The sequence below is a fragment of the Streptomyces sp. NPDC047049 genome, from assembly GCF_040643995.1.
Taxonomy (GTDB): domain Bacteria; phylum Actinomycetota; class Actinomycetes; order Streptomycetales; family Streptomycetaceae; genus Streptomyces; species Streptomyces mooreae.
In genome coordinates this window covers 159,896-180,823 of record NZ_JBEYVM010000008.1, presented here as the reverse complement: position 1 = coordinate 180,823, position 20,928 = coordinate 159,896, and the positions used below count along the sequence as shown (strand labels likewise).

19 protein-coding genes are annotated in these 20,928 nt (G+C 73.6%); 13 read left to right on the top strand and 6 right to left on the bottom strand.

The window, feature by feature from the left end; genetic code table 11:
* Window positions 1-9: 9 nt before the first annotated feature.
* Window positions 10-585, bottom strand: a complete 576-nt coding sequence (locus ABZ851_RS20300) for a hypothetical protein (RefSeq protein WP_361129301.1) — start codon at window positions 583-585, stop codon at window positions 10-12.
* 67 nt (window positions 586-652) lie between these two features.
* On the opposite strand from ABZ851_RS20300, the gene ABZ851_RS20295 reads away from it, so the two are divergent.
* Complete coding sequence (locus ABZ851_RS20295; protein ID WP_361129298.1) at window positions 653-1,450, top strand: winged helix-turn-helix domain-containing protein; 798 nt, start codon at window positions 653-655, stop codon at window positions 1,448-1,450.
* Here ABZ851_RS20295 and ABZ851_RS20290 read toward each other — a convergent pair.
* Window positions 1,428-2,009 (bottom strand): MarR family transcriptional regulator, encoded by a 582-nt coding sequence (locus ABZ851_RS20290; protein ID WP_361129295.1) that lies wholly within the window; start codon window positions 2,007-2,009, stop codon window positions 1,428-1,430. The two genes, ABZ851_RS20295 and ABZ851_RS20290, sit on opposite strands and share 23 nt — an antisense overlap.
* Before the next feature lie 68 nt (window positions 2,010-2,077).
* On the opposite strand from ABZ851_RS20290, the gene ABZ851_RS20285 reads away from it, so the two are divergent.
* Window positions 2,078-2,800, top strand: coding sequence for an SDR family oxidoreductase (locus ABZ851_RS20285; RefSeq protein WP_361129292.1), 723 nt, complete (start codon window positions 2,078-2,080; stop codon window positions 2,798-2,800).
* Between the two features lie 91 nt (window positions 2,801-2,891).
* Here ABZ851_RS20285 and ABZ851_RS20280 read toward each other — a convergent pair whose 3' ends face one another.
* Entirely contained in the window at window positions 2,892-3,383 is a 492-nt protein-coding gene (locus tag ABZ851_RS20280; RefSeq protein WP_088797191.1) for a PPOX class F420-dependent oxidoreductase, read from the bottom strand.
* Window positions 3,384-3,459: 76 nt separating this feature from the next.
* Complete coding sequence (locus tag ABZ851_RS20275) at window positions 3,460-3,948, bottom strand: hypothetical protein (protein WP_361129288.1); 489 nt, start codon at window positions 3,946-3,948, stop codon at window positions 3,460-3,462.
* Between the two features lie 230 nt (window positions 3,949-4,178).
* On the opposite strand from ABZ851_RS20275, the gene ABZ851_RS20270 reads away from it, so the two are divergent.
* The 3 genes from ABZ851_RS20270 to ABZ851_RS20260 all read left to right on the top strand — a co-directional run bounded on the left by ABZ851_RS20270 (window position 4,179) and on the right by ABZ851_RS20260 (window position 6,633).
* Window positions 4,179-4,913: an MBL fold metallo-hydrolase gene (locus ABZ851_RS20270; protein ID WP_361129285.1), complete on the top strand. Its 735-nt coding sequence runs from the start codon at window positions 4,179-4,181 to the stop codon at window positions 4,911-4,913.
* 164 nt (window positions 4,914-5,077) lie between these two features.
* A complete protein-coding gene (locus ABZ851_RS20265; RefSeq protein WP_361129282.1) occupies window positions 5,078-5,773 on the top strand; it encodes an alpha/beta hydrolase in 696 nt (231 codons plus the stop codon).
* Window positions 5,774-5,871: 98 nt separating this feature from the next.
* Window positions 5,872-6,633, top strand: a complete 762-nt coding sequence (locus ABZ851_RS20260; RefSeq protein ID WP_361129279.1) for a hypothetical protein — start codon at window positions 5,872-5,874, stop codon at window positions 6,631-6,633.
* Between the two features lie 190 nt (window positions 6,634-6,823).
* Here ABZ851_RS20260 and ABZ851_RS20255 read toward each other — a convergent pair whose 3' ends face one another.
* Window positions 6,824-7,720 (bottom strand): hypothetical protein, encoded by an 897-nt coding sequence (locus ABZ851_RS20255; RefSeq protein WP_361129276.1) that lies wholly within the window; start codon window positions 7,718-7,720, stop codon window positions 6,824-6,826.
* 266 nt (window positions 7,721-7,986) lie between these two features.
* Here ABZ851_RS20255 and ABZ851_RS20250 point away from each other — a divergent pair, with 266 nt between their 5' ends.
* From ABZ851_RS20250 to ABZ851_RS20230, 5 genes are all read left to right on the top strand, one after another.
* Complete coding sequence (locus ABZ851_RS20250; RefSeq protein WP_311623358.1) at window positions 7,987-8,796, top strand: serine protease; 810 nt, start codon at window positions 7,987-7,989, stop codon at window positions 8,794-8,796.
* Window positions 8,797-9,029: 233 nt separating this feature from the next.
* Window positions 9,030-9,206 (top strand): hypothetical protein, encoded by a 177-nt coding sequence (locus tag ABZ851_RS20245; RefSeq protein WP_311623359.1) that lies wholly within the window; start codon window positions 9,030-9,032, stop codon window positions 9,204-9,206.
* 218 nt (window positions 9,207-9,424) lie between these two features.
* The gene (locus ABZ851_RS20240) at window positions 9,425-10,108 is read left to right on the top strand and encodes a response regulator transcription factor (protein WP_361129271.1); all 684 of its coding nucleotides are present in this window, start codon (window positions 9,425-9,427) and stop codon (window positions 10,106-10,108) included.
* A gap of 155 nt (window positions 10,109-10,263) precedes the next feature.
* The gene (locus ABZ851_RS20235; RefSeq protein WP_361129563.1) at window positions 10,264-11,352 is read left to right on the top strand and encodes a histidine kinase; all 1,089 of its coding nucleotides are present in this window, start codon (window positions 10,264-10,266) and stop codon (window positions 11,350-11,352) included.
* Window positions 11,353-11,548: 196 nt separating this feature from the next.
* Window positions 11,549-14,629, top strand: coding sequence for an endo-alpha-N-acetylgalactosaminidase family protein (locus tag ABZ851_RS20230; RefSeq protein WP_361129268.1), 3,081 nt, complete (start codon window positions 11,549-11,551; stop codon window positions 14,627-14,629).
* A 38-nt stretch (window positions 14,630-14,667) separates the two neighbouring features.
* On the opposite strand, the gene ABZ851_RS20225 is transcribed toward ABZ851_RS20230, so the two are convergent.
* A complete protein-coding gene (locus ABZ851_RS20225) occupies window positions 14,668-16,443 on the bottom strand; it encodes a beta-galactosidase (RefSeq protein WP_361129560.1) in 1,776 nt (591 codons plus the stop codon).
* 189 nt (window positions 16,444-16,632) lie between these two features.
* Between ABZ851_RS20225 and ABZ851_RS20220 the strand changes: the two genes are divergently transcribed.
* From ABZ851_RS20220 to ABZ851_RS20210, 3 genes are all read left to right on the top strand, one after another.
* Window positions 16,633-17,520, top strand: a complete 888-nt coding sequence (locus ABZ851_RS20220; RefSeq protein WP_361129265.1) for an AraC family transcriptional regulator — start codon at window positions 16,633-16,635, stop codon at window positions 17,518-17,520.
* Between the two features lie 254 nt (window positions 17,521-17,774).
* Entirely contained in the window at window positions 17,775-20,321 is a 2,547-nt protein-coding gene (gene pepN, locus ABZ851_RS20215) for an aminopeptidase N (protein ID WP_361129262.1), read from the top strand.
* 245 nt (window positions 20,322-20,566) lie between these two features.
* Window positions 20,567-20,923: a VOC family protein gene (locus ABZ851_RS20210; RefSeq protein ID WP_088797181.1), complete on the top strand. Its 357-nt coding sequence runs from the start codon at window positions 20,567-20,569 to the stop codon at window positions 20,921-20,923.
* Window positions 20,924-20,928 lie beyond the last annotated feature (5 nt).

Sequence of the window (20,928 nt, the reverse complement as noted above, 5' to 3'; positions counted from 1 at the left end):
CGACAGGCCCTAAGCGCCACCGCTCCCGGCCGGAAAGCGCCGCTCCCACTGCTGCGCCATCTCCCGCGCGGGCGCCGGCACGGCCTGCGGCGGGGGAGTGATGGACGGCCGGAAATCGTGCACCGGTGGATGCCACGCCGCCGGCCCGGCCCCCGGACCGCTCAGCGGCACCATCCACCGCGGATCGGCATGCACCCGCAGCACCTGCGCCTCGATCTGCGTCCACGCCCCGTCGGTGACCGTCCGCTCCCCGAGCCGGCGGGCCTCCAACTGCACCGGGCAGTGCGCCAGTCGGGGCGGCCGCACCAATTCGGACGGCTCCGCCCAGGGCGCATCCGTGGAACAGGGCATGCTGCCCGTCGTCCCCTCCTCGGCCCCCGCTCCGTCCGGCGGCAGATTGAAGACCACGTCCGGGCGCACCGCGAGATTCCGCGCGGTCCGGCCGCGGGCCGGCAGCCAGACGCTGACGACCGGCCCGAGCTCCCACCGGATGCGCAGCTCGACCAGCACGAAGGTTCCGTCGTCGTTCTCCGTGGACAGCAGCGCCGGGGCGACCGAACTGCTCTTCTCCAGCGCGACTTTCATGGCCCCGAGGATAGAAGCCGGTTGCTTCGGTTCTCACCGAAATGTTATCAGAGGTTACTCTGTGTACATGAAACGATGGGACGCCGATCTGGAAAGCGTCGCGGAGACCCCCGATCTGGCCGCCCTTGCGGCGCTGCTCGCGGACCGCACCCGTGCCGCCATCTGTATGGCCCTGCTCGACGGCGGCGCCTGGACCGCCGGTGAACTGGCCGCCTACGCCGCGGTGGCACCCTCCACCACCACCGAACACCTCAACCTCCTCGTCGCCGGGGGCCTGCTCGCCGAGGAACGGCAGGGGCGGCGGCGCTACGTACGCCTGGCCAGCCCGGAGGCCGCGGAGACCCTGGAGAACCTGGCCGTCCTCGCCCCCTACCGCCGGGTCCCGGTCCGCTCCCTGGCCGAGGCCAACCACCGCAGGGCCCTGCACCATGCCCGGACGTGCTACGACCACATCGCCGGTGCGCTCGGCGTCGCCATCGTCGACGCGATGACCGAACGCGGCCTGCTGGGGCGGGACCACGGCCCGGTGCTGACCGTGGACGGGGCCGGCTGGCTGACCGCCCTCGGCATCCCCGACGCCGGGCCCTCGGCGGCGCACCGGGCTCATGTCCGCACCTGCCTCGACTGGACGGTGCGCCGCCGGCATCTCTCCGGTGCGGTCGGCGCCGCCCTCTACCGGCACGCCCTGGAGCGCGGCTGGGTCGTCAAGGCCGTCGCCACCCGCATCCTGACCGTCACCGCGGCGGGCCGTGCGGCCTTCCGTGCGCAGCTCGGACTGCCCGACGAGGCGCTGTTCCCCTCCCTCGCCTTCGCCCCGCCCCCGTCCGGCGGCCCCGGGATGCTCAGCCCTCGCCGACCTGGCTGATCCGGTCGTCGCCGAGCTTGCGCTGGGTGTCCTGGAGCAGGATCCGCAGCAGCCCGGCGAGCTCCTTCTGCTGTGCGGGCGTCAGACCGTCGATCAACTCGGCCTCGCGGTGCAGCACTTGGCCGACCGTGGCCTCGACCTTCTCGTGGCCGGCCGGGGTCAGCTCGACCAGGACCGTGCGGGGGCGGCCCTCGCCGGGCCGCCGGGTGACCAGCCCCTCGCGCTCGGCGCGGGTCAGCCGCTGGGAGATCGCGCCCGCGGTGACCAGGGAGCGGCGGCTGAGTTCTCGGGTGGTCAGGGTGTACGGCGCGCCGCTGCGGCGCAGCACGCTGAGCAGGTCGAGGGTGGCCGGGTCCATCCCGGCGCCGGCCAGCACCCGGCGCCGGTCGTCGCCCAGCAGTTTCGCCAGCTGCCAGATCGGCGTCACGATGCCGATGGAGGAGACCGGGGTGCCGGGACGCTCCCGCTCCCAGGCGGCGGCGATCTCCTCGACGGGGTACGGGGGAGCGGGGGGCGCCGGGTGGCCGGAGCCGTCCTTCGCCTCGGAATCTCTTGCCACGGGCCCTCCTGCGGATGGTACGTTCAGCTCTAAATTTAGAACTGAACGTGATGGACGGAGCTCAGCATATGTCACGCACCATCCTGGTCACCGGCGGCGGCACCGGCATCGGACGCGCCGTTGCCCACCACTTCGCGGACGCCGGGGACGAGGTCATCGTCACCGGCCGGCGCCCCGGCCCGCTCGACGAAACGGCAGCCGGCCGCCCCGCCGTCCGCCCCCTGGTGTGCGACCACACCGACCCCGCGGCGCTCACCGCGCTGCTCGCCGGACTCCCCGGGCGGATCGACGTCCTGGTCAACAACGCCGGCGGCAACACCGACCTCGACGCGGACGACGCCACCGGCCTGGCGGCCTATGCCCGCGCCTTCCGTGCCAACCTCGACGCCAACCTGCTCAGCGCCGTGCTGACCACCAGGGCGCTGGACGACCGGCTCGCGGCCGGCGGCGCGGTCGTGCACCTCGGATCGATCGCCGCCGACCACGGCAACGGCGCCTACGGAGCGGCCAAGGCCGGCCTCGCCTCCTGGAACATCGGGCTGTCCCGGACGCTCGGCCCCCGCGACATCACCGCCAACGTCATCTCGCCCGGCTATATCGCCGGCACCGACTTCTTCCGCGACCAGCTCACCGACGAGCGGCGCGACCACCTGGTGGCCGCCGCGGCGGTGGGCCGCGCCGGGTCCCCCGCCGACATCGCCGGCACGGTGGCCTTCCTGGCCTCACCGGCGGCCCGGCACATCACCGGCCAGGTGCTGAACGTCAACGGCGGTACCCGCGGGACACGTTGAGGTACCCCGGGAAGGCCTGGCCGGCCCGTCCCGGTCAGGTCCGCCCGGCCCTTCCCGGCCGGGCCCGCGCGCCGGGCCGCGGCGGGACGGGCTATGCGTCGTCGCCGTCCTCCGCGCCGTCCTCCGCGAGCCGGGCCGGGAAACCGCCGGTCGCCACCGGCCCCCAGCGCAGCGGGGTCACCCGGATCAGCGACTTGCCCTGGGTGCGCATCGCCTCCCGGTACTCGTCCCAGTCCGGGTGCTCCCCGGCGATGTTGCGGTAGTACTCGACAAGCGGCTCGACCGAATCCGGGGCGTCGATGACCTCGGCCTCGCCGTCGATCTGCACCCACGGGCCGTTCCATTCGTCGGACAGCACGATGACGCTGACCGACGAGACCCGGCGGACGTTGCGGACCTTGGCGCGCTCCGGATACGTCGACATGACCAGCCGTCCGGAGTCGTCCACCCCGCAGGTCAGCGGCGAGCCCTGCGGGGTGCCGTCGCTGCGGCGGGTGAGCAGGATCGCACGGTGCCGGGGGCGGACGAACTCCAGCAGCTCGGGCAGTTCGACACGGGTGTTGCGGGCGATGGAGGGGCTCATACGGCGAGCCTAGGGGGTGGATGTGCGCGTGCGCGCGAACCGCGGAGCGGGCGCGCGCTCACGCCGCACCCGCCGGTCAGCCCTTGACGAGCTGCTTGCCGGTCGCCGCGTCCACGACCTTGCGGCCGTCCAGCGCACCCTTGAGGTGCACGGTCACCTTGTCGGTGGCCAGTTGCTCGGTGCACATCCCCTTGGCGCTCTTCCGCTTGCCCCAGCCGGTGATCACCACGAGGTCCTTCGACTCATGGCTGCGCGCGCCGAAGCGGACATCGCAGGCGCTGTGCCCGACGGTGACGGTGAGCTCCCGTGCACCGGTCTTCGCCGGGCGCTCCGCCTTCACCAGCGGCAGCAGCGCCTGCTGCCGGCCGTGCACGGGGGAGACCTTCGGCCAGTCCCGCACGATCTGATCCGCGCGCTGCTCGAACGCATCCGGCTTCTTCGGCGGTGCCGCGGGGGTCACCTTCTGCTCGTTCTGGCCGCAGCCGGACAGTGTGACGGCGCCGGCCGCCGCCAGCGCGAGCACGGCGGTGAAGGTACGGGTGCGGGAGAGGTGGGATCCTCGCATGACATTGCCTCCTTGTGTCACGGATGGGACGTGCCAGGCGCAAGACAGGTTCCGGCCGCATTCCGACGATGCCGTGGAGGCCGCCGTGGCCGTGGAGGCGGCCGATGCCGTGGAGGCCGACGGGGCCGGGGAGACGCTTCTTCGCCGTCCGGCCGGCTCACGGTGAAACCCGGTCCGCCCACGGTGAAACAGCGGCGCCGGCGGACCGCCCGCCCGCTAGCGTCCGGGCCATGGACACCCTCACCGAGCTCACCCCCACCGTCTGGCAACTCCCGTTCCCCGTAGGGCACGTGTACCTCGTCGCCCTCCCCGGCGACGGCTACGCGGTGGTCGACACCGGCGTCCCCGGCTCGGCCCCCGCCATCCTCGGCGCCCTCGCCCGGCTCGGCGGCCGGCCACAGCAGCTGCGGCAGATCGTGCTCACCCACTCCCACCTGGACCACATGGGCTCCGCCGCCGCCCTGGCCGCCGCCACCGGTGCCCGCGTCCTGGCCGGCGCGCTGGACGCCCCGTACATCCGTGGCACCGCCCCCGAGCCCCCGCCGGTGCCCACCCCCGCGGAACGGTCCCTGCACGAAGGGATCATGGCGGGCCTGGCGGCCGCCGGTGTCCCGCCACTGCGCCATACCGAGGTCGATACCGTCCTGCACGACGGGGACACCCTCGACGGCTGGGGCGAAGAGGTGCGGGTGCTGCACGTCCCCGGCCACACCCCCGGCGGGATCGCCCTGCACCTCCCCGCGAGCCGGGTGCTCTTCCCCGGCGACCTCATCGGCACCGACCCCGAGGGCCGCCGCGCGGTGCTCGGCCCCTTCAACGTCGCACGCGAGGAGGCCATCGCGTCCTTCCGGCGGCTCGCCGCCCTCGAAGACGTCGACACGGTCTGCGTACCGCACGGCGCCCCCCTGCGCACCGGCGCCCGGGACGTACTGGCCGCGGCCACACCGGAGAAGGACTGGCTCTGAACGGTGCCCGCGCGGGGCGCGCCGCGGCCCCCACGCCTGCTGACCCGGGTAATCTCGCGCGGGTGTTCCCCGGCCCGGCGAACCGGCCCGGCGAACCGGCCCGGCGAACCGGTTCGGGGAACACCGGCAGGCGGCGAGTGCGGGACGCGAGGAGAGACACCGGCATGCAGTTGCACACCCACCAGTGGGGCACCGGCGAGCGGACCGCGGTGCTGGTCCACGGGCTGATGTCCGATCACCGCACCTGGCACCGCGTCGCTCCGGCACTCGCCGACCGGGGCTACCGCGTCATCGCCGTCGACCTGCGCGGCCACGGCCGCAGCCCGCGCGGTGACTACGACCCCGAGCTGTACGCCGAAGACCTCGTGGAGACCCTGCCCGCCGGCCCCGAGGTCGTCATCGGACACTCACTGGGCGGTCTGGCGCTGTCCCTGGCGGTGGAGCGGCTGCAGCCGCGAAGGGCCGTCTACAGCGATCCCGCCTGGCAGTTCCCCAGGTTCCAGGAGCCCGTCGACCCCGCCCTGTTCGTCACCTTCAAGCGGGCCGACCGGGCGATGCTGCGCACCTTCAACCCGCGCTGGAACGACACCGACCTCGACATCGAACTGGCCACCATCGCGCAGTGGGACACCGCCACCGCCCTCGCGCTGTCCGCCGTGCACCGGCAGGACCATGTGCCCGAGAAGCCGGTCGTCCCGTCGCTGGTGCAGTTCGCCGGGGAGGGCTTCCTCTTCTCCGAGCAGGCGGCACACGAGCTGACCGGCCGCGGCTTCGAGGTCCGTACGGTGCCCGGCGTCGGACACACCATCCACCGCGACGACTTCGACGGTTTCATGGCGGGCCTGGAGGGGTGGGTCTAGGGCCCGATCCGGACGACAGGCCCCGGCGGGGCTCCTCCGGTGTACCGGGAGGCGTTCTGCCGCCCCGTACTTGCCGTGTGCCGCTCCATACTTGCCGTGTGACGAGAGAAGACGAGGATGCGGAGCGGGCCCGGCGCTGGCTGGCAGCGGCAGGTGTGACACGAGTCAGCAGTGACGCCTGGCGGCAGGACGATTCTCCGGAAGCGGTACTGACGCCGAACGAGGTGGCGCACACCTGGACGAGTGTGGCGCTGGAGGATCCCGCGCTGGATGCGACCGCCCGGCTGCGGACCGCCTTCGGCCTGCTGGATCTGCTCGGCGAGTACTGGGTGACGATGGAGATCCGCCTTGCGCTCGCGGACCAGCACCACCCCCTGCCGACGGAGGCATTCTGGGCTGCCTGCCGACTGCGGCTGGAGGCGGCGGCCGAGCCCGAGGCGCTGCTCTACTCGCTCTGGGTCGACTGGTTCGAGGACCGGGACACCGCGGCGACGGCGTTCGCCGAGGTGCTGGGCCGCGACCTCGCCTGGCGGCCGGCCCACGAGGTAGCCGCCGGCCCGGACCGCGGCCCGTGGCTGCGCCGCGCCCGGCGTGTTCTCGAAGTCTCGGGACCCGTGCCCTGGCCGGTCAAGCAGCCGGCCTACCGGACGGCGGCGGGGATATCCGAACTACACCCCGCGCTGTTCCGCGGGCTCCTCGGCAGCTACCACGATGTCCACGGAGACCTCGAACCCGAGGCCGCCGTCGCGCTCTTGAAGCAACTGGACCTCCCGGCCGGCACCGAGCACCTGACGAAACTGCACCAGGTCCTTGAGGCCGGCCACCGCAATCACTACCTCGCTCCGCACGCCTGGCGGTGAACAGCGCTGAGCACCGGTGAACCAGGATCCGCCAGGGAGCCAGGGAGCCAGGGAGCCAGGGAGCCAGGGAGCCAGGGAGCCAGGGAGCCAGGGAGCCAGGGAGCCAGGGAGCCAGGGAGCCAGGGAGTCAGGGAGTCAGGGAGTCAGGGAGCCGGGGAGCCGGGGAGCCGGGGAGCCGACCGCCGCTCCGTCACGTATCGCAGTCCAGCAGCGTCTTGCACAGCCCGCAGCGGGCCTGCAGCCGGCCCCGGACCGGGACCCGGATCCGCTGGTGGCAGGCGGGGCAGGGGAAGGACACCCGCAGGGGCGGCGGGCCCTCGAAGGCGTAGGCGCCGGTGGCGGGCGGGCGGCCGGTGCGCCGCGGATCCTGCGCCGCCCGGCGGTCCTTGGCGTAGCGCAGCCGGGCGGCCCAGCCGGCGGCGGCGAGCGGTGGCCGGCGGGCGTCCCGGCGGGCCCGCGCCGCGCCCGTCGTGTACGCGTCGTACGCCTGCGGGCTGGTGAACCACGGCGACGGGTCCTCGCCGAAGAACTCGGCCCGCTGGGCCAGGACATACCCGAACTCCTCCGGCGTCAGATAGCCGAGCTTCTGCGAGAACGGGCCGTGCTCGCGGTAGGCGTCCAGCAGCAGCCAGCCCGCGCCGAGGTACGCGGCCGCGGTGTCGGTGAGGATCTCGTTGTCCCGGGTGCCGGGGAACGACAGATCCAGACGGTGCAGGAACAGGTGCGTTGCCTCATGGGCCAGCGCGGCGCCGATGTCCTTGCGGTGCTTCCTGAAGCGGTCGTTGAGCTCGATGAAGTACTCGGGTCCCGCGGTGAGTTCGACAGCGGCGGCGTGTTCCATCTCCCGGAACGTGATGACCGTCCGCGCGTCCGGCAGATGCAGCTGCCGGAGCATGGCCCGGGCGACCCGCTGCGCCCCCAGGTGCAGATCCTCCGTCTCGTCGAAGGCCACGTCGACCGGCAGCACGCTGGTGGCGAAGGTGCTCACCGTGTCGTACGACAGGCGTTTGAACAGCGCGTGGACGGCCGCACGCACCGTGTCGAGATGCGGGTATCCGTGCTCGATCTCACTGCCGCCCGTGGTCACCCGGCCACTGTACGGGGGGCCGGGAAGGTCCGGTATGGGCCGTACGGGGCCTGTGGGGCACGCGAGTTGGCCGGATGCGCACTCTTGTCACCCCGATCGGCCACTCCACATAATCACAGGGCGCTTTACGGACTCATCCCCCACTGGGTCCGGTCGCCTTGCGGCGTGCGGCCGTCCTCCACACACCTTCTGCGGCGGCCACGTCCGGCTCCCGGTGTTGGCATGGGCTCGTCATCGACGTGCAACCCCCCACGAAAGGAAGCCCGTTGCGCAGCTACCGGAAGCCCCTCAAAAGATCCCTTGCCCTCGGTGCCGTCGCCCTGGCCGCCGTCAGCCTCCAGCCCGGCTCGGCCTCGGCCGCCCCCTCGGCCGCCCCGTCCGGCTCCGTCCACCATCAGGTCGTCGGCGGCACCAAGGCCGGCCAGGGTGAATTCCCGTTCATGGTCCGGCTGTCGATGGGCTGCGGCGGCGCCCTGTACGCCAAGGACATCGTGCTCACCGCCGCGCACTGCGTCGACGGCAGCGGCGCGAACACCTCCATCACGGCCACCGCCGGCGTGGCCGACCTGGAGGACTCCCACGCCGTCAAGGTGAACTCCACGCAGGTCCTCCAGGCCCCCGGCTACAACGGCAAGGGCAAGGACTGGGCGCTCATCAAGCTCGCCAAGCCGATCGACCAGCCCACGCTGAAGATCGCCGAGGACGACAAGCTCAACAACGGCGACTTCACCATCGCCGGCTGGGGCGCCGACAAGGAAGGCGGCGACCAGCAGCGCTACCTCCTCAAGGCCACCGTGCCGTTCGTCGACGACGCCGCCTGCCAGAAGGCCTACGGCGACCAGCTGACGCCCGGCGACGAGATCTGCGCCGGCAAGCTCGACACCGGCGGCATCGACACCTGCCAGGGGGACTCCGGCGGCCCGATGTTCCGCAAGGACGACGCCGGGCAGTGGCTCCAGGTCGGCATCGTCTCCTGGGGCGAGGGCTGCGCCCGCCCCGGCAAGCCCGGTGTCTACAGCGAGGTGAGCACCTTCGCCGCGAACATCAAGAAGGCCGCGGGCGAACTGGGCGGCTGACCGCCTCGTCAGTGAGCCGCGCTCACGAAGGGCCCGGGGATCCGTGGTGGATCCCCGGGCCCTTCGCCGGGTCAGGAGTCCCCGGCCCGGTCCGGGACCTTGGTCCCTTCGCGCCACGGCCCTTGGTCCGTCCGCCGCGGGACCAAACTCGTGCGCGCGGCCGGGCCTTGTGCCGTCAGGGATGACCGGACGGCCTATGGGCCGCCCCGTGACGGCTTCCTACCGTGAACGGTATGAGCACCGAGCCCCGCCCCCGACCCCCGGCACGCGACCGCGGCCACCGAGCGACGGTCCTCGCCGCGCTGCTCCTCGCCGCCTCTGCGGCGACCCTCGCCTATGTGCTGCTCGGCGGCCCGGACGATCCCGTGGAGCTGCCGGCCGACGACCACCCGAACGCGGCCCAGGGCTGATCGGCAGGCCCCCGCCGCCGGTGCACCGGCCGTCTCCGGCCGCGGCGCGGCGGCGGCCCGGACGCCGCCCCGGGGGAGGGAGACGGCTGACGCCGTCCGGAGGGAAGACGGTCACACCGCCGGGAGGGAAGACAGACACGCCGCCGGGAGGGAGACGGTCACGCCGCCGGGGGGACAGACACGGGCCCGCCACCCCGAGGGCGCTCAGGAGGAACGACATGCCGATCAGTGTGGTGATCGCGGACGACCAGGAAGTGGTCCGGATGGGCTTCCGGACGGTTCTGGAGAGCCTGCCCGACATCGAGGTCGTCGCCGAGGTCACCGACGGCGAGGCCGCCCTCGCGGCCGTCGAACGGCTGCGCCCCGATGTGCTGCTGCTGGACATCCGGATGCCCGGGACCGACGGGCTGGAGGTCACCCGGCGGCTGACCGGGCGCCCAGCCGGCCACCCCGAGGGCCGGCCCATCCCTGGGATCGTCATCGTCACCACCTTCGACCTGGACGAATATGTGCACGCCGCGCTCTACGGCGGCGCCTCGGGTTTCCTGCTCAAGGACGCCAGCCCCGCGCTGCTCGTGGAGGCCGTACGGGCCGCCGCCGTGGGCCACTCCGTTCTCTCGCCCTCGGTCGCCGCGCGGCTGCTGCGCGAGCTGTCCCCGGCAGGCGGCAAGGGGCGGGCGGCGGCCCGCACCCCGTCCGAGCCGCTGACCGGCCGCGAACGGGACGTCGTCCGCGCGCTGGCCGGCGGCCGGACCAACGCCGAGATCGCCGGCGCCCTGTACCTGTCGCTGTCCACGGTCAAATCCCATCTGGCGAACGTGCAGATCAAACTGGACGCCCGCAACCGGGTCGAGGTCGCCTTCTGGGCCTGGGAGAGCGGTCTGTCCTCCGGCAGCCCGTGAGCGAGCCCGGCGAGCGCACCCGGACACGGCCCGGGATACGGCGCCTCCCGGGCCGTGCCCCGGCGCGTGCCCGGTGGACCGCGACCGGCAGCCGGCCGGCACGGTGGGCGAAGACCCCGCCACGGCAGGCCGTCGCCGCCCGGGCCGCCCTCGCGGTGGCACTGCTGCTCCTCGTCGGGTTCGAGGCGCCGGCGACCGCCCCGCAGCCCGCCCGGCCGCACCTGATCGTGGTGGCCGCCGGCCTCGTGGTCTGTCTGTGCGCGGTGCCCTCCGAGCGGATCCCGCTGACCGGCCGTGGGTGGACCGCGGCCACGGTCTCCCTCACCGCGTCGGCGGCGCTGATCGCCGGGCAGCACGCACGGGAGGTATGGGGCCTGGGCGAGGGCATCGCCCTGCTCGTCCTGCTCACCGCCGTGATCCGCCGGGCGCCCGGCCGCACCGCCGCCGTCCTCGGCCCGCTGCTGGGCCTGGCCTGTGTGCTCGCCCCGCTACGGGACGTCCGGCCGGGGCTGTTCACCGTGGTCCTGGCCGCGCTCGCCGTGGTCGTCGCCGCGTATTCGGCGATCCTGCGCCGGCAGGACGCCCGGCGGCTGCGCGATCTCGCGGCCGTGCGGGCTGCCGAGCGCCTGGAACTGGCGCGGGAGCTGCACGACCTGGTCGCCCACCATGTCACCGGCATCGTCGTCCAGGCCCGCGCCGCCCGCTTCACCGCTCTCGAAGGCCGGCCGGCCGGTGCCATCCTCGAACGGATCGAGGCCTCCGGCAGCGAGGCGCTGGGCGCGATGCGCCGGCTGGTGCGGGTCCTGCGCGAGGACGGGACACACCCGCACCCGGTCGCCGGGCTCGCCGAGGTCCGGGCGCTGACCGAGGCGTTCGCCCGCACCGGCCCGCCGGTCGTCCTCTCCGTCGACACCGGCCTGGCACAGACGCTGCCGGACGATGTGGCCGCGGCGGTCTACCGCATCGTGCGCGAGGCGCTGACCAACGTCCGCAAGCACGCCGCGGACGCCACGGCGGTACGGATCGGCCTGCGGCCCGTCCCCTTCGGTGCGGAGCTGCGCATCGCCAACGACGGCGGCCGCCCGGCCCGCCTCGGCGAACAGGCCCGCGGCGGCGGCTTCGGCCTGGCCGGCCTCACCGAACGGGCCGAGGCCATGGGCGGACGACTCCTCGCGGGCCCCGCGGCCGAGGGCGGCTGGGAACTCACCGCCGTCCTGCCCCTCGACAGCGGGGCGACGGCCTGAGACCAACCGGGGCGCACCGGCCGTATCGGCCGTACGGGCTTCCCGCCGCGCCGGCTGCCCTCCCACTTCCTGCCGCACCCGCCCCCGCCCCACATCTGTCCAACACCTGCCCCTCCTTTGTCCATAGGCGCACCGCTCGCACGCGCAGCACGCTGTCCGCCGACAGGCAGTGCAGGCACGAAGGAGGACAGTGCGCGTGAACGAACAGACCGGCGCCCCGCGCGGGCCCAGCCGCAGGAACGTCGTCGCCGCCGGCGCGCTCGCCGGAGCGGCGGGCGCCCTCCCGCTCGGCGCGCACACCGCGACCGCCGCACCCCGCCGAGGCGAGGCGGTGCTCCGGTCCGACGCGCTGGAGGTCCGGGTCGACACCGCCTTCCCCCGGATCGTCTCCTACACCGACCGTGGCACCGGCGCCGTCCTGCACGGCCAGGACGCCCCGGTCACCCAGGTCCTCCTCGACGGCACCGCCCACACCCCCCACGTCACCCACCGCACCCGCGCCGACCGCGCCACCTACACGCTCGGCTTCGACGGCGGCACCAGGATCACCGTCGAGATCGCCGTCCGGGACCGGTGCACGACCTGGCGGGTCACCGGCATCGCCGACACCCCGGCGCTGCGCATCGGCACGCTGGAGATCCCCGGCCTGGCCCTGCTGAGCGTCCGCAGCGACCAGCCCGGCGCCGCCCTGCTGGCCGCCCGGATCGAGCTGGACAAGGCCAAGAGCGGCGACACCCTGGTGCAGGTCACCGACGACACCCCCGCCGACGCCGCCCCCACCGGATGCGCCTACGCCGTCGTCGCCACCGACGCGCTGGCCGGCGCCATCGAGACCAACACCTGCTACGACACGCCCACCGGGGCCACCACCTGGGAGAACGGCCGCCTCTGGCGGCAGACCGTCCAGGGCGACGGCTTCGTCAAGGCCCAGCTGTCCTGCGGCCAGTGGACCCACCGGGCGGCCGGGCAACGGGTGGACGCCACCGACCCGCTGCCGTACGCGACCGTCATCGTCACCGGCGACCGCAACGGCGACGGGCGGACCGACTGGCAGGACGCCGCCATCGCGCTGCGCGACATCATGGTCATGCCGCTGGGCGCCGGCGAACAGCACCTGCGGGTCGTCCCGCACATCCCGTTCAACTTCGCCAGCCAGGCCACCAACCCGTTCCTCGCCACCCTCGACCACATCAAGCGGATCGCCCTGGCCACCGACGGGCTGCGGCAGTTCACGCTCCTCAAGGGCTACCAGTCCGAAGGCCACGACTCCGCCCACCCCGACTACGGCGGCAACTACAACACCCGGGCCGGCGGCCTCGAAGACCTCAACACCCTGCTCCGCGCCGGCAAGAAGTGGAACAGCGACTTCGCGGTGCACGTCAACGCCACCGAGTCCTACCCCGTCGCCCACGCCTTCTCCGAGCGGCTGGTCGACAAGGACGACAAGCAGTGGGACTGGCTCGACCAGTCCTACCGCATCGACGCCCGACGCGACCTGGTCTCCGGCGACATCGCCCGGCGCTTCGCGCAACTCCGCAAGGAGACCGACCCGGCCCTCACCACCCTCTACCTCGACGTCTTCCGCGAGTCCGGCTGGAACTCCGACCAGCTGCAGCGCCAGTTGCGCGACCAGGGCTGGCAGATCGCCACCGAATGGGGCCACGGCCTGGAGCGCTCCGCCCTCTGGTCGCACTGGGCGAACGAGACCGACTACGGCCCCGACACCTCCCGCGGCATCAACTCGCGGCTGATCCGCTTCCTGCGCCACCACCACAAGGACGTCTTCGCCGACAAATGGCCCACCCTGCTCGGCAATGCCCGGATGGGCAACTTCGAGGGCTGGGTCGGCAAGACCGACTGGAACGCGTTCCACACGGTCATCTGGACCGACGCCCTGCCCGCCAAATACCTCCAGGCGTACCCGATCAGCACCTGGGGCGCGCACGAGATCACCTTCGAGGGCCCCACCAAGACCTCCGTCAGCGACGCCGGGGGCACCCGCAAGATCACCACCGACGGCCGGCTGGTCTACGACGACGGCACCTACCTGCTCCCCTGGGAACCCCGCCGGGCCACCGACCCGCACCGGCTCTACCACTACAACCCCCGTGGCGGCACCACCACCTGGACGCTGCCGCGCGGCTGGACGGGCACGGCCGCCGTCCACGCCTACCGGCTCACCGACCAGGGCCGCACCGAGGAAACCCGGCTTCCCGTCAGCGGCGGCAGGATCACCCTCACCGCCCGGCCCGGCGTCGCCTACGTCGTCCACCGCGCCAAGGCCCCGGCGCAGCGCGACCCCGGCTGGGGCGAGGGCACCCCCCTGACCGACCCCGGCTTCCACTCCGGGAACCTGGCCGGCCGGCAGGTCACCGGCCCGGCCTCCGTCCGGACCGGCAAGCCGGGCGACTACGAGCTGGTCATCGACGCAGGCGCAGCCGCAACCGTCGCCCAACGCCTCGCCCGCCTCGCCCCCGGCAGCTACGCCGCCTCCGTACAGGTCGAGGTCGGCGCCACGGCGGGGGAGCGGCGGCGGGCCGCCCTGGAGGTCCGTACCGCCGACGGCGTCACCGCCGCCAACTGGACCGACACCTCCACCGCCGGCAACTACGTCGCCGCCGACCGGAAGTCCGGCACCCGCTTCCAGCGCCTCTTCACCCACTTCACCGTCCCCGAGGGCGGCGGCCCGGTCACCCTCACCCTCACCGCGGTGGCCGGCCGGGCCCGGGTCCGGTTCGACAACCTCCGCGTCGTACCGGCCCGGCCCACCACCAAGCCGGGCACCCTGGCCTACGAGGACTTCGAGCACGTGCCCCAGGGCTGGGGCGTCTTCGTCAAGGGCGACGCGGGCGGCAGCACCGACCCCCGCACCCACATCGCCCAGCGGCACGCCCCGTTCACCCGGCGCGGCTGGAACGGCAAGGCCATCGACGACGTCATCGACGGCGGCCAGTCGCTCAAGTCACGCGGCGAGAACACCGGACTCGTCTACCGGACGGTCCCGCACACCGTCCGCTTCACCCCCGGCCGCCGCTACCGCGTCACCTTCCGCTACGAGAACGAGCGGGCCGGCCAGTACGCCTGGGTCACCTCCGCCGACACCCCCGCACCCCGCGAACTGCACCGCACCCCGCTGCCCGCCGCCCTCCGACCCGCCACCCACACCTACGAGTTCACCGCACCGGCCGACGGCGAGGCATGGGTGGGGCTGCGCAAGGTGGCCGACGACGCGACCGCGGAGTTCGTCCTGGACTCCTTCGAGGTGCGCGAGATCTGACGCGCCCCGGGGCGGCGGGCCCGCCGCCCGCGGAGCGCTCAGCGCCCGCCCGCGCACGGATACAGACCGGGCGCCCCCGCCTCGTCCCCCACCAGGGCCGGGGCGCCCTCCCACTCCCACAACAGCAGCTCATTGGCGCCCTCGCGCAGCGCCGGGCCCGGCACGTACAGGGTCCGCTGCGGGCCGAGATCCCAATAGCGCCCCAGACAGAAACCGTTGATCCAGGCGAAACCGTGGCGCCACCCCGGCAGCGCGAGATCGGCATCCCCGGGCCGCCCGGCCACCGTCACCGTCCCCCGGTACAGCCCGGCGGCCCCGCCCGCCTCCGCCGCCGCCCGGAACGGCACCCTCGCCAGCGCCCCGGCCTCCTCCAGCGCATCCAGCCGCAGCCCCCGTGACCGTACGCCGTGCAGAAACTGCCGCTCGTGCAGCAGCCCGCCCGTGATCCCCTTGGACTCACCGAGCCGCGGACCGTAGTTGACCCGCCCCAGCGACGCCACCCACAACTCCACCGACGCCGGTCCGGCCACCTCCCCGAGCACGGCGTCCTCGGTGTCCACCACGGGCCCGCGCACCCCGTCGACCCACACCACCGCCCGGTCCCGCAGCCCGCGCACCCGCAGCGGACGCGGACCACGCGGCCCCGGCACCTCGACCCGGTAGCGGACCACACCCCGGTCCACCCCCAGCTCCTCGAACGTCGCCGGCGCGCCCCCCTCGGTCTCCGCGCCCCCCAGCACCTCCATCACGTCCCCGGCACACGCCCACTGACCGACCACCGCCCGCACCGGCTCCGCCAGCACCCGCAGCGGCTCCGGAACCCGGGGCAACGGCCCGTCCGCCCACGCGGCCAGCACCTCCCGGAACCGCCAGAACTTCTCCGTGGGACGCCCGCGTTCATCGACCGGCGCCCCGTAGTCGTAGGAAGTGACCGTCGGCAGCAGCGCCCCGTCGTGCAGCTCGCCCGCACGGTTCGCCCCCGCCCACCCGCCGAAATTCGTCCCGCCGTGCGCCATATAGACATTGACCGACGCCCCGCACTCCAGAATCTCGCGCAGCGTCGCCGCGGCATCCTCCGGAGCGCGCGGCACCTGCTCCTGCCCCCAGTGCGCGAACCACCCGCACCAGAACTCCATGCACATCAGCGGCCCCCGAGCCTGGTGGCGCCGCAGCGCCGCCAGCGCCTCCCCGGCCCCCGAACCGAAGTTGACGGTGGCCGGCAGGCCCGGAACCGCACCACCGCTGAGCATGTGGTCCTCGGGCCCGTCCGAGGTGAACAGCGGCACCCGCACCCCCAGCGCCCGCAGCCGCTCCACGAGGTGCGCCAGATACACACCGTCGCTGCCGTACGAGCCGTACTCGTTCTCCGCCTGCACCATGATCACCGGCCCGCCGCCCGCGCCACCGGGCCCCGCCGCCGTGCACTGCCGCGCCACGACCTGCGGCAGCAGCCGCGCGAACCAGGCGTCCACGGCCCGCAGATACACCGGGTCCCGCGTCCGCACCCGCCGCCCCAGCGGCCCGGTCAGCCACTGCGGCAGCCCGCCGTTCTCCCACTCCGCGCAGATGTACGGTCCCGGCCGGACGATCGCCCACAGCCCCGCCGCCCGCACCGCGTCCAGGAACCGCCCCAGCGCCTCCGGGTCCCTGAACTCGCCGGGCCGCGGCTCGTGCAGATTCCACGGCACATAGGTCTCCACACAGTTCAGGCCCATCGCCCGGAGCAACGCCAGCCGGTGGTCCCACTGCGCCTCGTGCACCCGGAAGTAGTGCATCGCCCCCGACAGCAGCCGCACCGGCCGCCCGTCCAGCATGAAGTCCCGCTCGCCCGCCTCGAACCGCGTCACGTCACCCGCCCCAGTGTCGTCTTCCGTGCGCCACCGGCCGGGCGCACCCGGTCACCCTTGCCCCCTGGCGGTGTGACGGTCCATGGACAAAGATCGGATCTGGTTGGACGGTTCGACGGTCCGACGGAGCGGTACGGAGCGACGGGAGGCCCGGACGTGTACCACACCTGGATGCGCTACTTCACCCCGAGCCCGGTCCACCACCGGCTGGGCCTGGTGTGCCTGGGAGTCGGCCTCCAGCACGGCACCCTGCCCACGGTCGGCCCGCGCACCCTCGACCACCACGTCGCCATCGTCATCAGCGCCGGCCGCGGCTGGTTCACCGCTGCCGACGGCCGGCGCCGCGCGGTGACCGCCCCCGCCCTGCTGTGGATCATGCCGGGGGTGCCGCACCACTACGGCGCCGACCCGGAGACCGGCTGGGACGAGAGCTTCGTCGACTTCACCGGGCCGGCCGCCGCGGCCTACACCGAACTCGGCTACATCGAACCGGACCGCCCGCTCGTACCGCTCGCGGACGCCGGGCCGGCCCGCACCGCCATCGGACGGATCGCCCGCGCGGCGCGGCGGGGCAACCCCCTGCTGGAGGTGGAGACCTCGGCCGCGGTCCACGAACTCCTCGTCGCCCTGCGCAGGGCACGCTCCGACACCGACGCCGACGGTGACCCGGTCCTCCAGGCCCTCGCCCGGGACGCCTTCCTCCCCCTCTCGGTCGCCGAACACGCCGCCCGGCACGGCATGACCCCCGCGGAACTCCGCACCGCCGTACGCCGCGGCGCCGGCTGCAGCCCCAAGGACTACCTGCTGGGCATACGCCTGGGCCGCGCCAAGGAACTCCTGGCGGGAACCGAACTCCCGGTGGCCGCGGTCGCCCGCCGGGTCGGCTACGACGACCCCGCCTACTTCAGCCGCCTGTTCACCCGCCGGGTCGGCACCGCCCCCGTACGCTTCCGCGACCGCCAGGTCCGCAACGTACCCGGCGGCTGGTCCACGCAGGTCCCCGATCCGGATGATCCGCCACTGGTCAGCGGGTGCAACGGCTGAGGCCGCCGGTGGCTGGGGCCGGTGCGCCTGATCGTTGTGGGTGGTGGGCCGGAGGGGACGCCCGTACCCCCAGTGGCAACCACCGCCCCCGCACGGCGCCGGCCCCACCCACCCAAGCGACCTCACCCGAGGCCGACGCACCGGCGCCCAAAGGGGCGCGGGGAACTGCGCGCCCAGCCACAATGCCCCCGCACACGAACAACGCCCCCAGAACACGGATGCACCGCCCACCGGCGGTACGGCAGCATGACGTCATGCCCGCACTGCAGCGCGACGAGGCGCAGACCCGAGCCCGGCTCATCGACGTCCACCGTTACGAGGTCGCCCTCGACCTCACCCGAGGCGAGGACCACTTCGCCTCCCATACGGTCATCCACTTCACCGCGCACGCACCCGGCGACACCTTCGTCGAGGTCAAACCCGCCGAGCTGCACTCCGCCACCCTCGACGGCCACCCCCTCGACCCCGCGGCCCTTGAGGACAACCGCCTCCCGCTCACCGGCCTCACCCCCGGCGCCCACGAACTGCGCCTGGACGCCACCATGCGCTACTCCCGCACCGGCGAAGGCATGCACCGCTTCACCGACCCCGCCGACGGCGAGACCTACGTCTACACCCAGCTGTTCATGGAAGACGTCCAGCGCGTCTTCGCGGCCTTCGACCAGCCCGACCTCAAGGCCGTCTTCGCCCTCACCGTCACCGCCCCCACCGACTGGACCGTCCTCGGCAACGGCATCGCCACCCAAGGCGACCCCGGCCACTGGACCCTCGCCCCCACCCCGCTGATCTCCACCTACCTGGTCGCCGTCGCCGCCGGCCCCTGGCACTCCGTACGCACCGCACACGCCGGACTGCCCTTCGGCCTGCACTGCCGCCGCTCCCTGGCCCCGTACCTCGACGCCGACGCCGACGAAATCCTCGACCTCACCCGGCGCTGCTTCGACCGCTACCACCAGATCTTCGAGGAGCCCTACCCCTTCGACTCGTACGACCAGGCCTTCGTCCCCGAGTTCAACGCCGGCGCCATGGAGAACCCGGGCCTGGTCACCTTCCGCGACGAATTCGTCTTCCGCTCCGCCGTCACCGACACCGAACGCCAGACCCGCGGCATGGTCGTCTCCCACGAAATGGCCCACATGTGGTTCGGCGACCTCGTCACCCTCCAATGGTGGGACGACATCTGGCTGAACGAGTCCTTCGCCGAATACATGGGCTACCAGGTCCTGTCCGAAGCCACGCGCTTCAAGGACACCTGGACCGACTTCGCCATCGCGCGCAAGGGCTGGGGCTACGACGCCGACCAGCGCCCCTCCACCCATCCCGTCGCCCCCGCCCCCGAGGACGTCCCCGACACCACCTCGGCGCTCACCAACTTCGACGGCATCTCCTACGCCAAGGGCGCCTCCGCCCTGCGCCAACTCGTCGCCTGGATGGGGGAGAAGGACTTCCTCGCCGGCATCAACGACCACTTCGCCCGGCACCGCTTCGGCAACGCCACCCTCGCCGACTTCATCGATTCGCTCTCCCGCGCCACCGACCGCGACGTCCACGCCTGGGCCGAGCGCTGGCTGCGCACCACCGGGGTCGACACCCTGACCCCCGTCGTCCAGGACGGCACGGACGGCCACTGGAGCGTGTCCGTCGAGCAGACCGGGAGCCAGGACGGCACCCGCCCGCACCGGCTCACCATCGGCCTCTACGACCACGACCACACCACCCCGGGCCGCCTCGTCCCGCGCGAGCCGCTGTCCTGGGACGTGCCCGACGGCGGCGGCCACTCCGGCACGGGCGGCCGGCCCGCCCTGCTGCTGCTCAACGACCAGGACCTCAGCTACGCCAAGGTCCGTCTCGACCCCGTCTCCTGGGACACCGCCCTCGGCGCGCTGTCCGGGCTCCCCGGACCGCTGACCCGCGCCGTGGTGTGGAACGCCGCCCGCGACATGGTGCGCGACGGCGAACTCGCCCCCGCCGCCTACCTCGACGCCGCCCGCACCCACCTCCCGTACGAATCCGACCTCGCCGTCGTCCAAGGTGTCCTGGCCTTCGCCCGCACCCAGATCGCCGACCGCTACCTCCCCCGCGCCGAACGCCACACCGCCCTCGGCACCCTCACCTCCCTCAGCCGCGACATACTCCGCCGCACCGAAGGCCCCGAACACGGTGCGGAAGCGGGACTGCGGCTCACCGCCGTCCGCACCTTCATCGACAGCGCCACCACCCCCGAGGGCATCCAGGACTGGCTCGACGACGGCAGCGTCCCCGGCGGCCCCCGCCTCGACCCCGAACTGCGCTGGCGCATCCTCGGCCGGCTCGCCACCCTCGGCGCGGCGCCGCTCGACGCACTCCGTACCGCCATCGACGCCGAACTCGCCCGCGACCCCAGCGCCACCGGCCGCGAAGGCGCCGCCCGCTGCCACGCCGCGCTCCCCGACCCGGCCGCCAAACAAGCCGCCTGGGACGCCCTGTTCACCACCGACGGCAAGGCCGCCCTGTCCAACTACCTCTTCACCGCCACCGCCACCGGCTTCTGGGCACCCGAACAGCACGACCTGCTCCGCCCCTACGTCGCCCGCTACTTCACGGAGGTCCCCGCCCTCGCCGCCGCCCGCGGCCCCGCCCTCGCCGACGCCGCCGGCCGCTACGCCTTCCCCGCCGTCTTCGTCGAGGAGGACACCCTCCGGCGCGGCGAGGCCTGCCTCACCGACGGCGACCCGGCACCCGCCCTGCGCCGCAAGCTCATCGACCAGCTCGACGACCTGCGCAGGGCACTGAAGGTACGCACCGCGGCCGGGGGCGCCTAGGGGGTGTCTCCCCGATCATGCCGGGCTCGCGGGGCCTGGCACGCACGCTCGCCGCGTTGTCGTCACTCGCCGACGCTCCGCGTCGACTCCCTCCTCCGCCTTGCGATCGCACGCACCAGGCCCCGCTCCCTGATCCGGCCTGATCGGGGAGACACCCCCTAGCGTGTCGAGTCCCGGCCATCCCGTTCCTCCCTAAGCTCGATGGGGCATACCAGGCAATTCGCCCCACGAGCTCAGGAGTGATCATGACCGGCTCTGTCACCCAGGGAATCAAGACCGTGCTGCACCCCGTGTCCGACCTGGCAACCGCCAAGGCGGTGTACGCCGCCCTGCTCGGCGTGCCGCCGCAGGCCGACGAGTCCTACTACGTCGGCTTCGAGGCCGGGGGGCAGCACATCGGGCTGGTGCCGGGCGGCGGCCCGCAGGGCATGACCGCGCCGGTGGCCTACTGGCACGTGCCGGACATCGAGGCGAAGCTGGCCGAGGTGACCGCCGCGGGCGCCACCGTGAAGGAGCCCGCGCACGAGGTCGGCGGCGGCCGCCTGGTGGCCACCGTCACCGACCCCGACGGCAACGTCCTCGGGCTGCTCCAGGACCGATGACGCCC

Excerpts from the sequence above, each read along its gene's own strand:
- ABZ851_RS20275 (WP_361129288.1), bottom strand. The coding sequence starts at position 3,948 with ATGCGAGGATCCCACCTCTCCCGCACCCGTACCTTCACCGCCGTGCTC.
- ABZ851_RS20295 (WP_361129298.1), top strand. The coding sequence starts at position 653 with ATGAAACGATGGGACGCCGATCTGGAAAGCGTCGCGGAGACCCCCGAT.
- ABZ851_RS20280 (WP_088797191.1), bottom strand. The coding sequence starts at position 3,383 with ATGAGCCCCTCCATCGCCCGCAACACCCGTGTCGAACTGCCCGAGCTG.
- ABZ851_RS20270 (WP_361129285.1), top strand. The coding sequence starts at position 4,179 with ATGGACACCCTCACCGAGCTCACCCCCACCGTCTGGCAACTCCCGTTC.
- pepN (WP_361129262.1), top strand. The coding sequence starts at position 17,775 with ATGCCCGCACTGCAGCGCGACGAGGCGCAGACCCGAGCCCGGCTCATC.
- ABZ851_RS20245 (WP_311623359.1), top strand. The coding sequence starts at position 9,030 with ATGAGCACCGAGCCCCGCCCCCGACCCCCGGCACGCGACCGCGGCCAC.
- ABZ851_RS20225 (WP_361129560.1), bottom strand. The coding sequence starts at position 16,443 with ATGCTGGACGGGCGGCCGGTGCGGCTGCTGTCGGGGGCGATGCACTAC.
- ABZ851_RS20240 (WP_361129271.1), top strand. The coding sequence starts at position 9,425 with ATGCCGATCAGTGTGGTGATCGCGGACGACCAGGAAGTGGTCCGGATG.
- ABZ851_RS20300 (WP_361129301.1), bottom strand. The coding sequence starts at position 585 with ATGAAAGTCGCGCTGGAGAAGAGCAGTTCGGTCGCCCCGGCGCTGCTG.
- ABZ851_RS20285 (WP_361129292.1), top strand. The coding sequence starts at position 2,078 with ATGTCACGCACCATCCTGGTCACCGGCGGCGGCACCGGCATCGGACGC.
- ABZ851_RS20265 (WP_361129282.1), top strand. The coding sequence starts at position 5,078 with ATGCAGTTGCACACCCACCAGTGGGGCACCGGCGAGCGGACCGCGGTG.
- ABZ851_RS20210 (WP_088797181.1), top strand. The coding sequence starts at position 20,567 with ATGACCGGCTCTGTCACCCAGGGAATCAAGACCGTGCTGCACCCCGTG.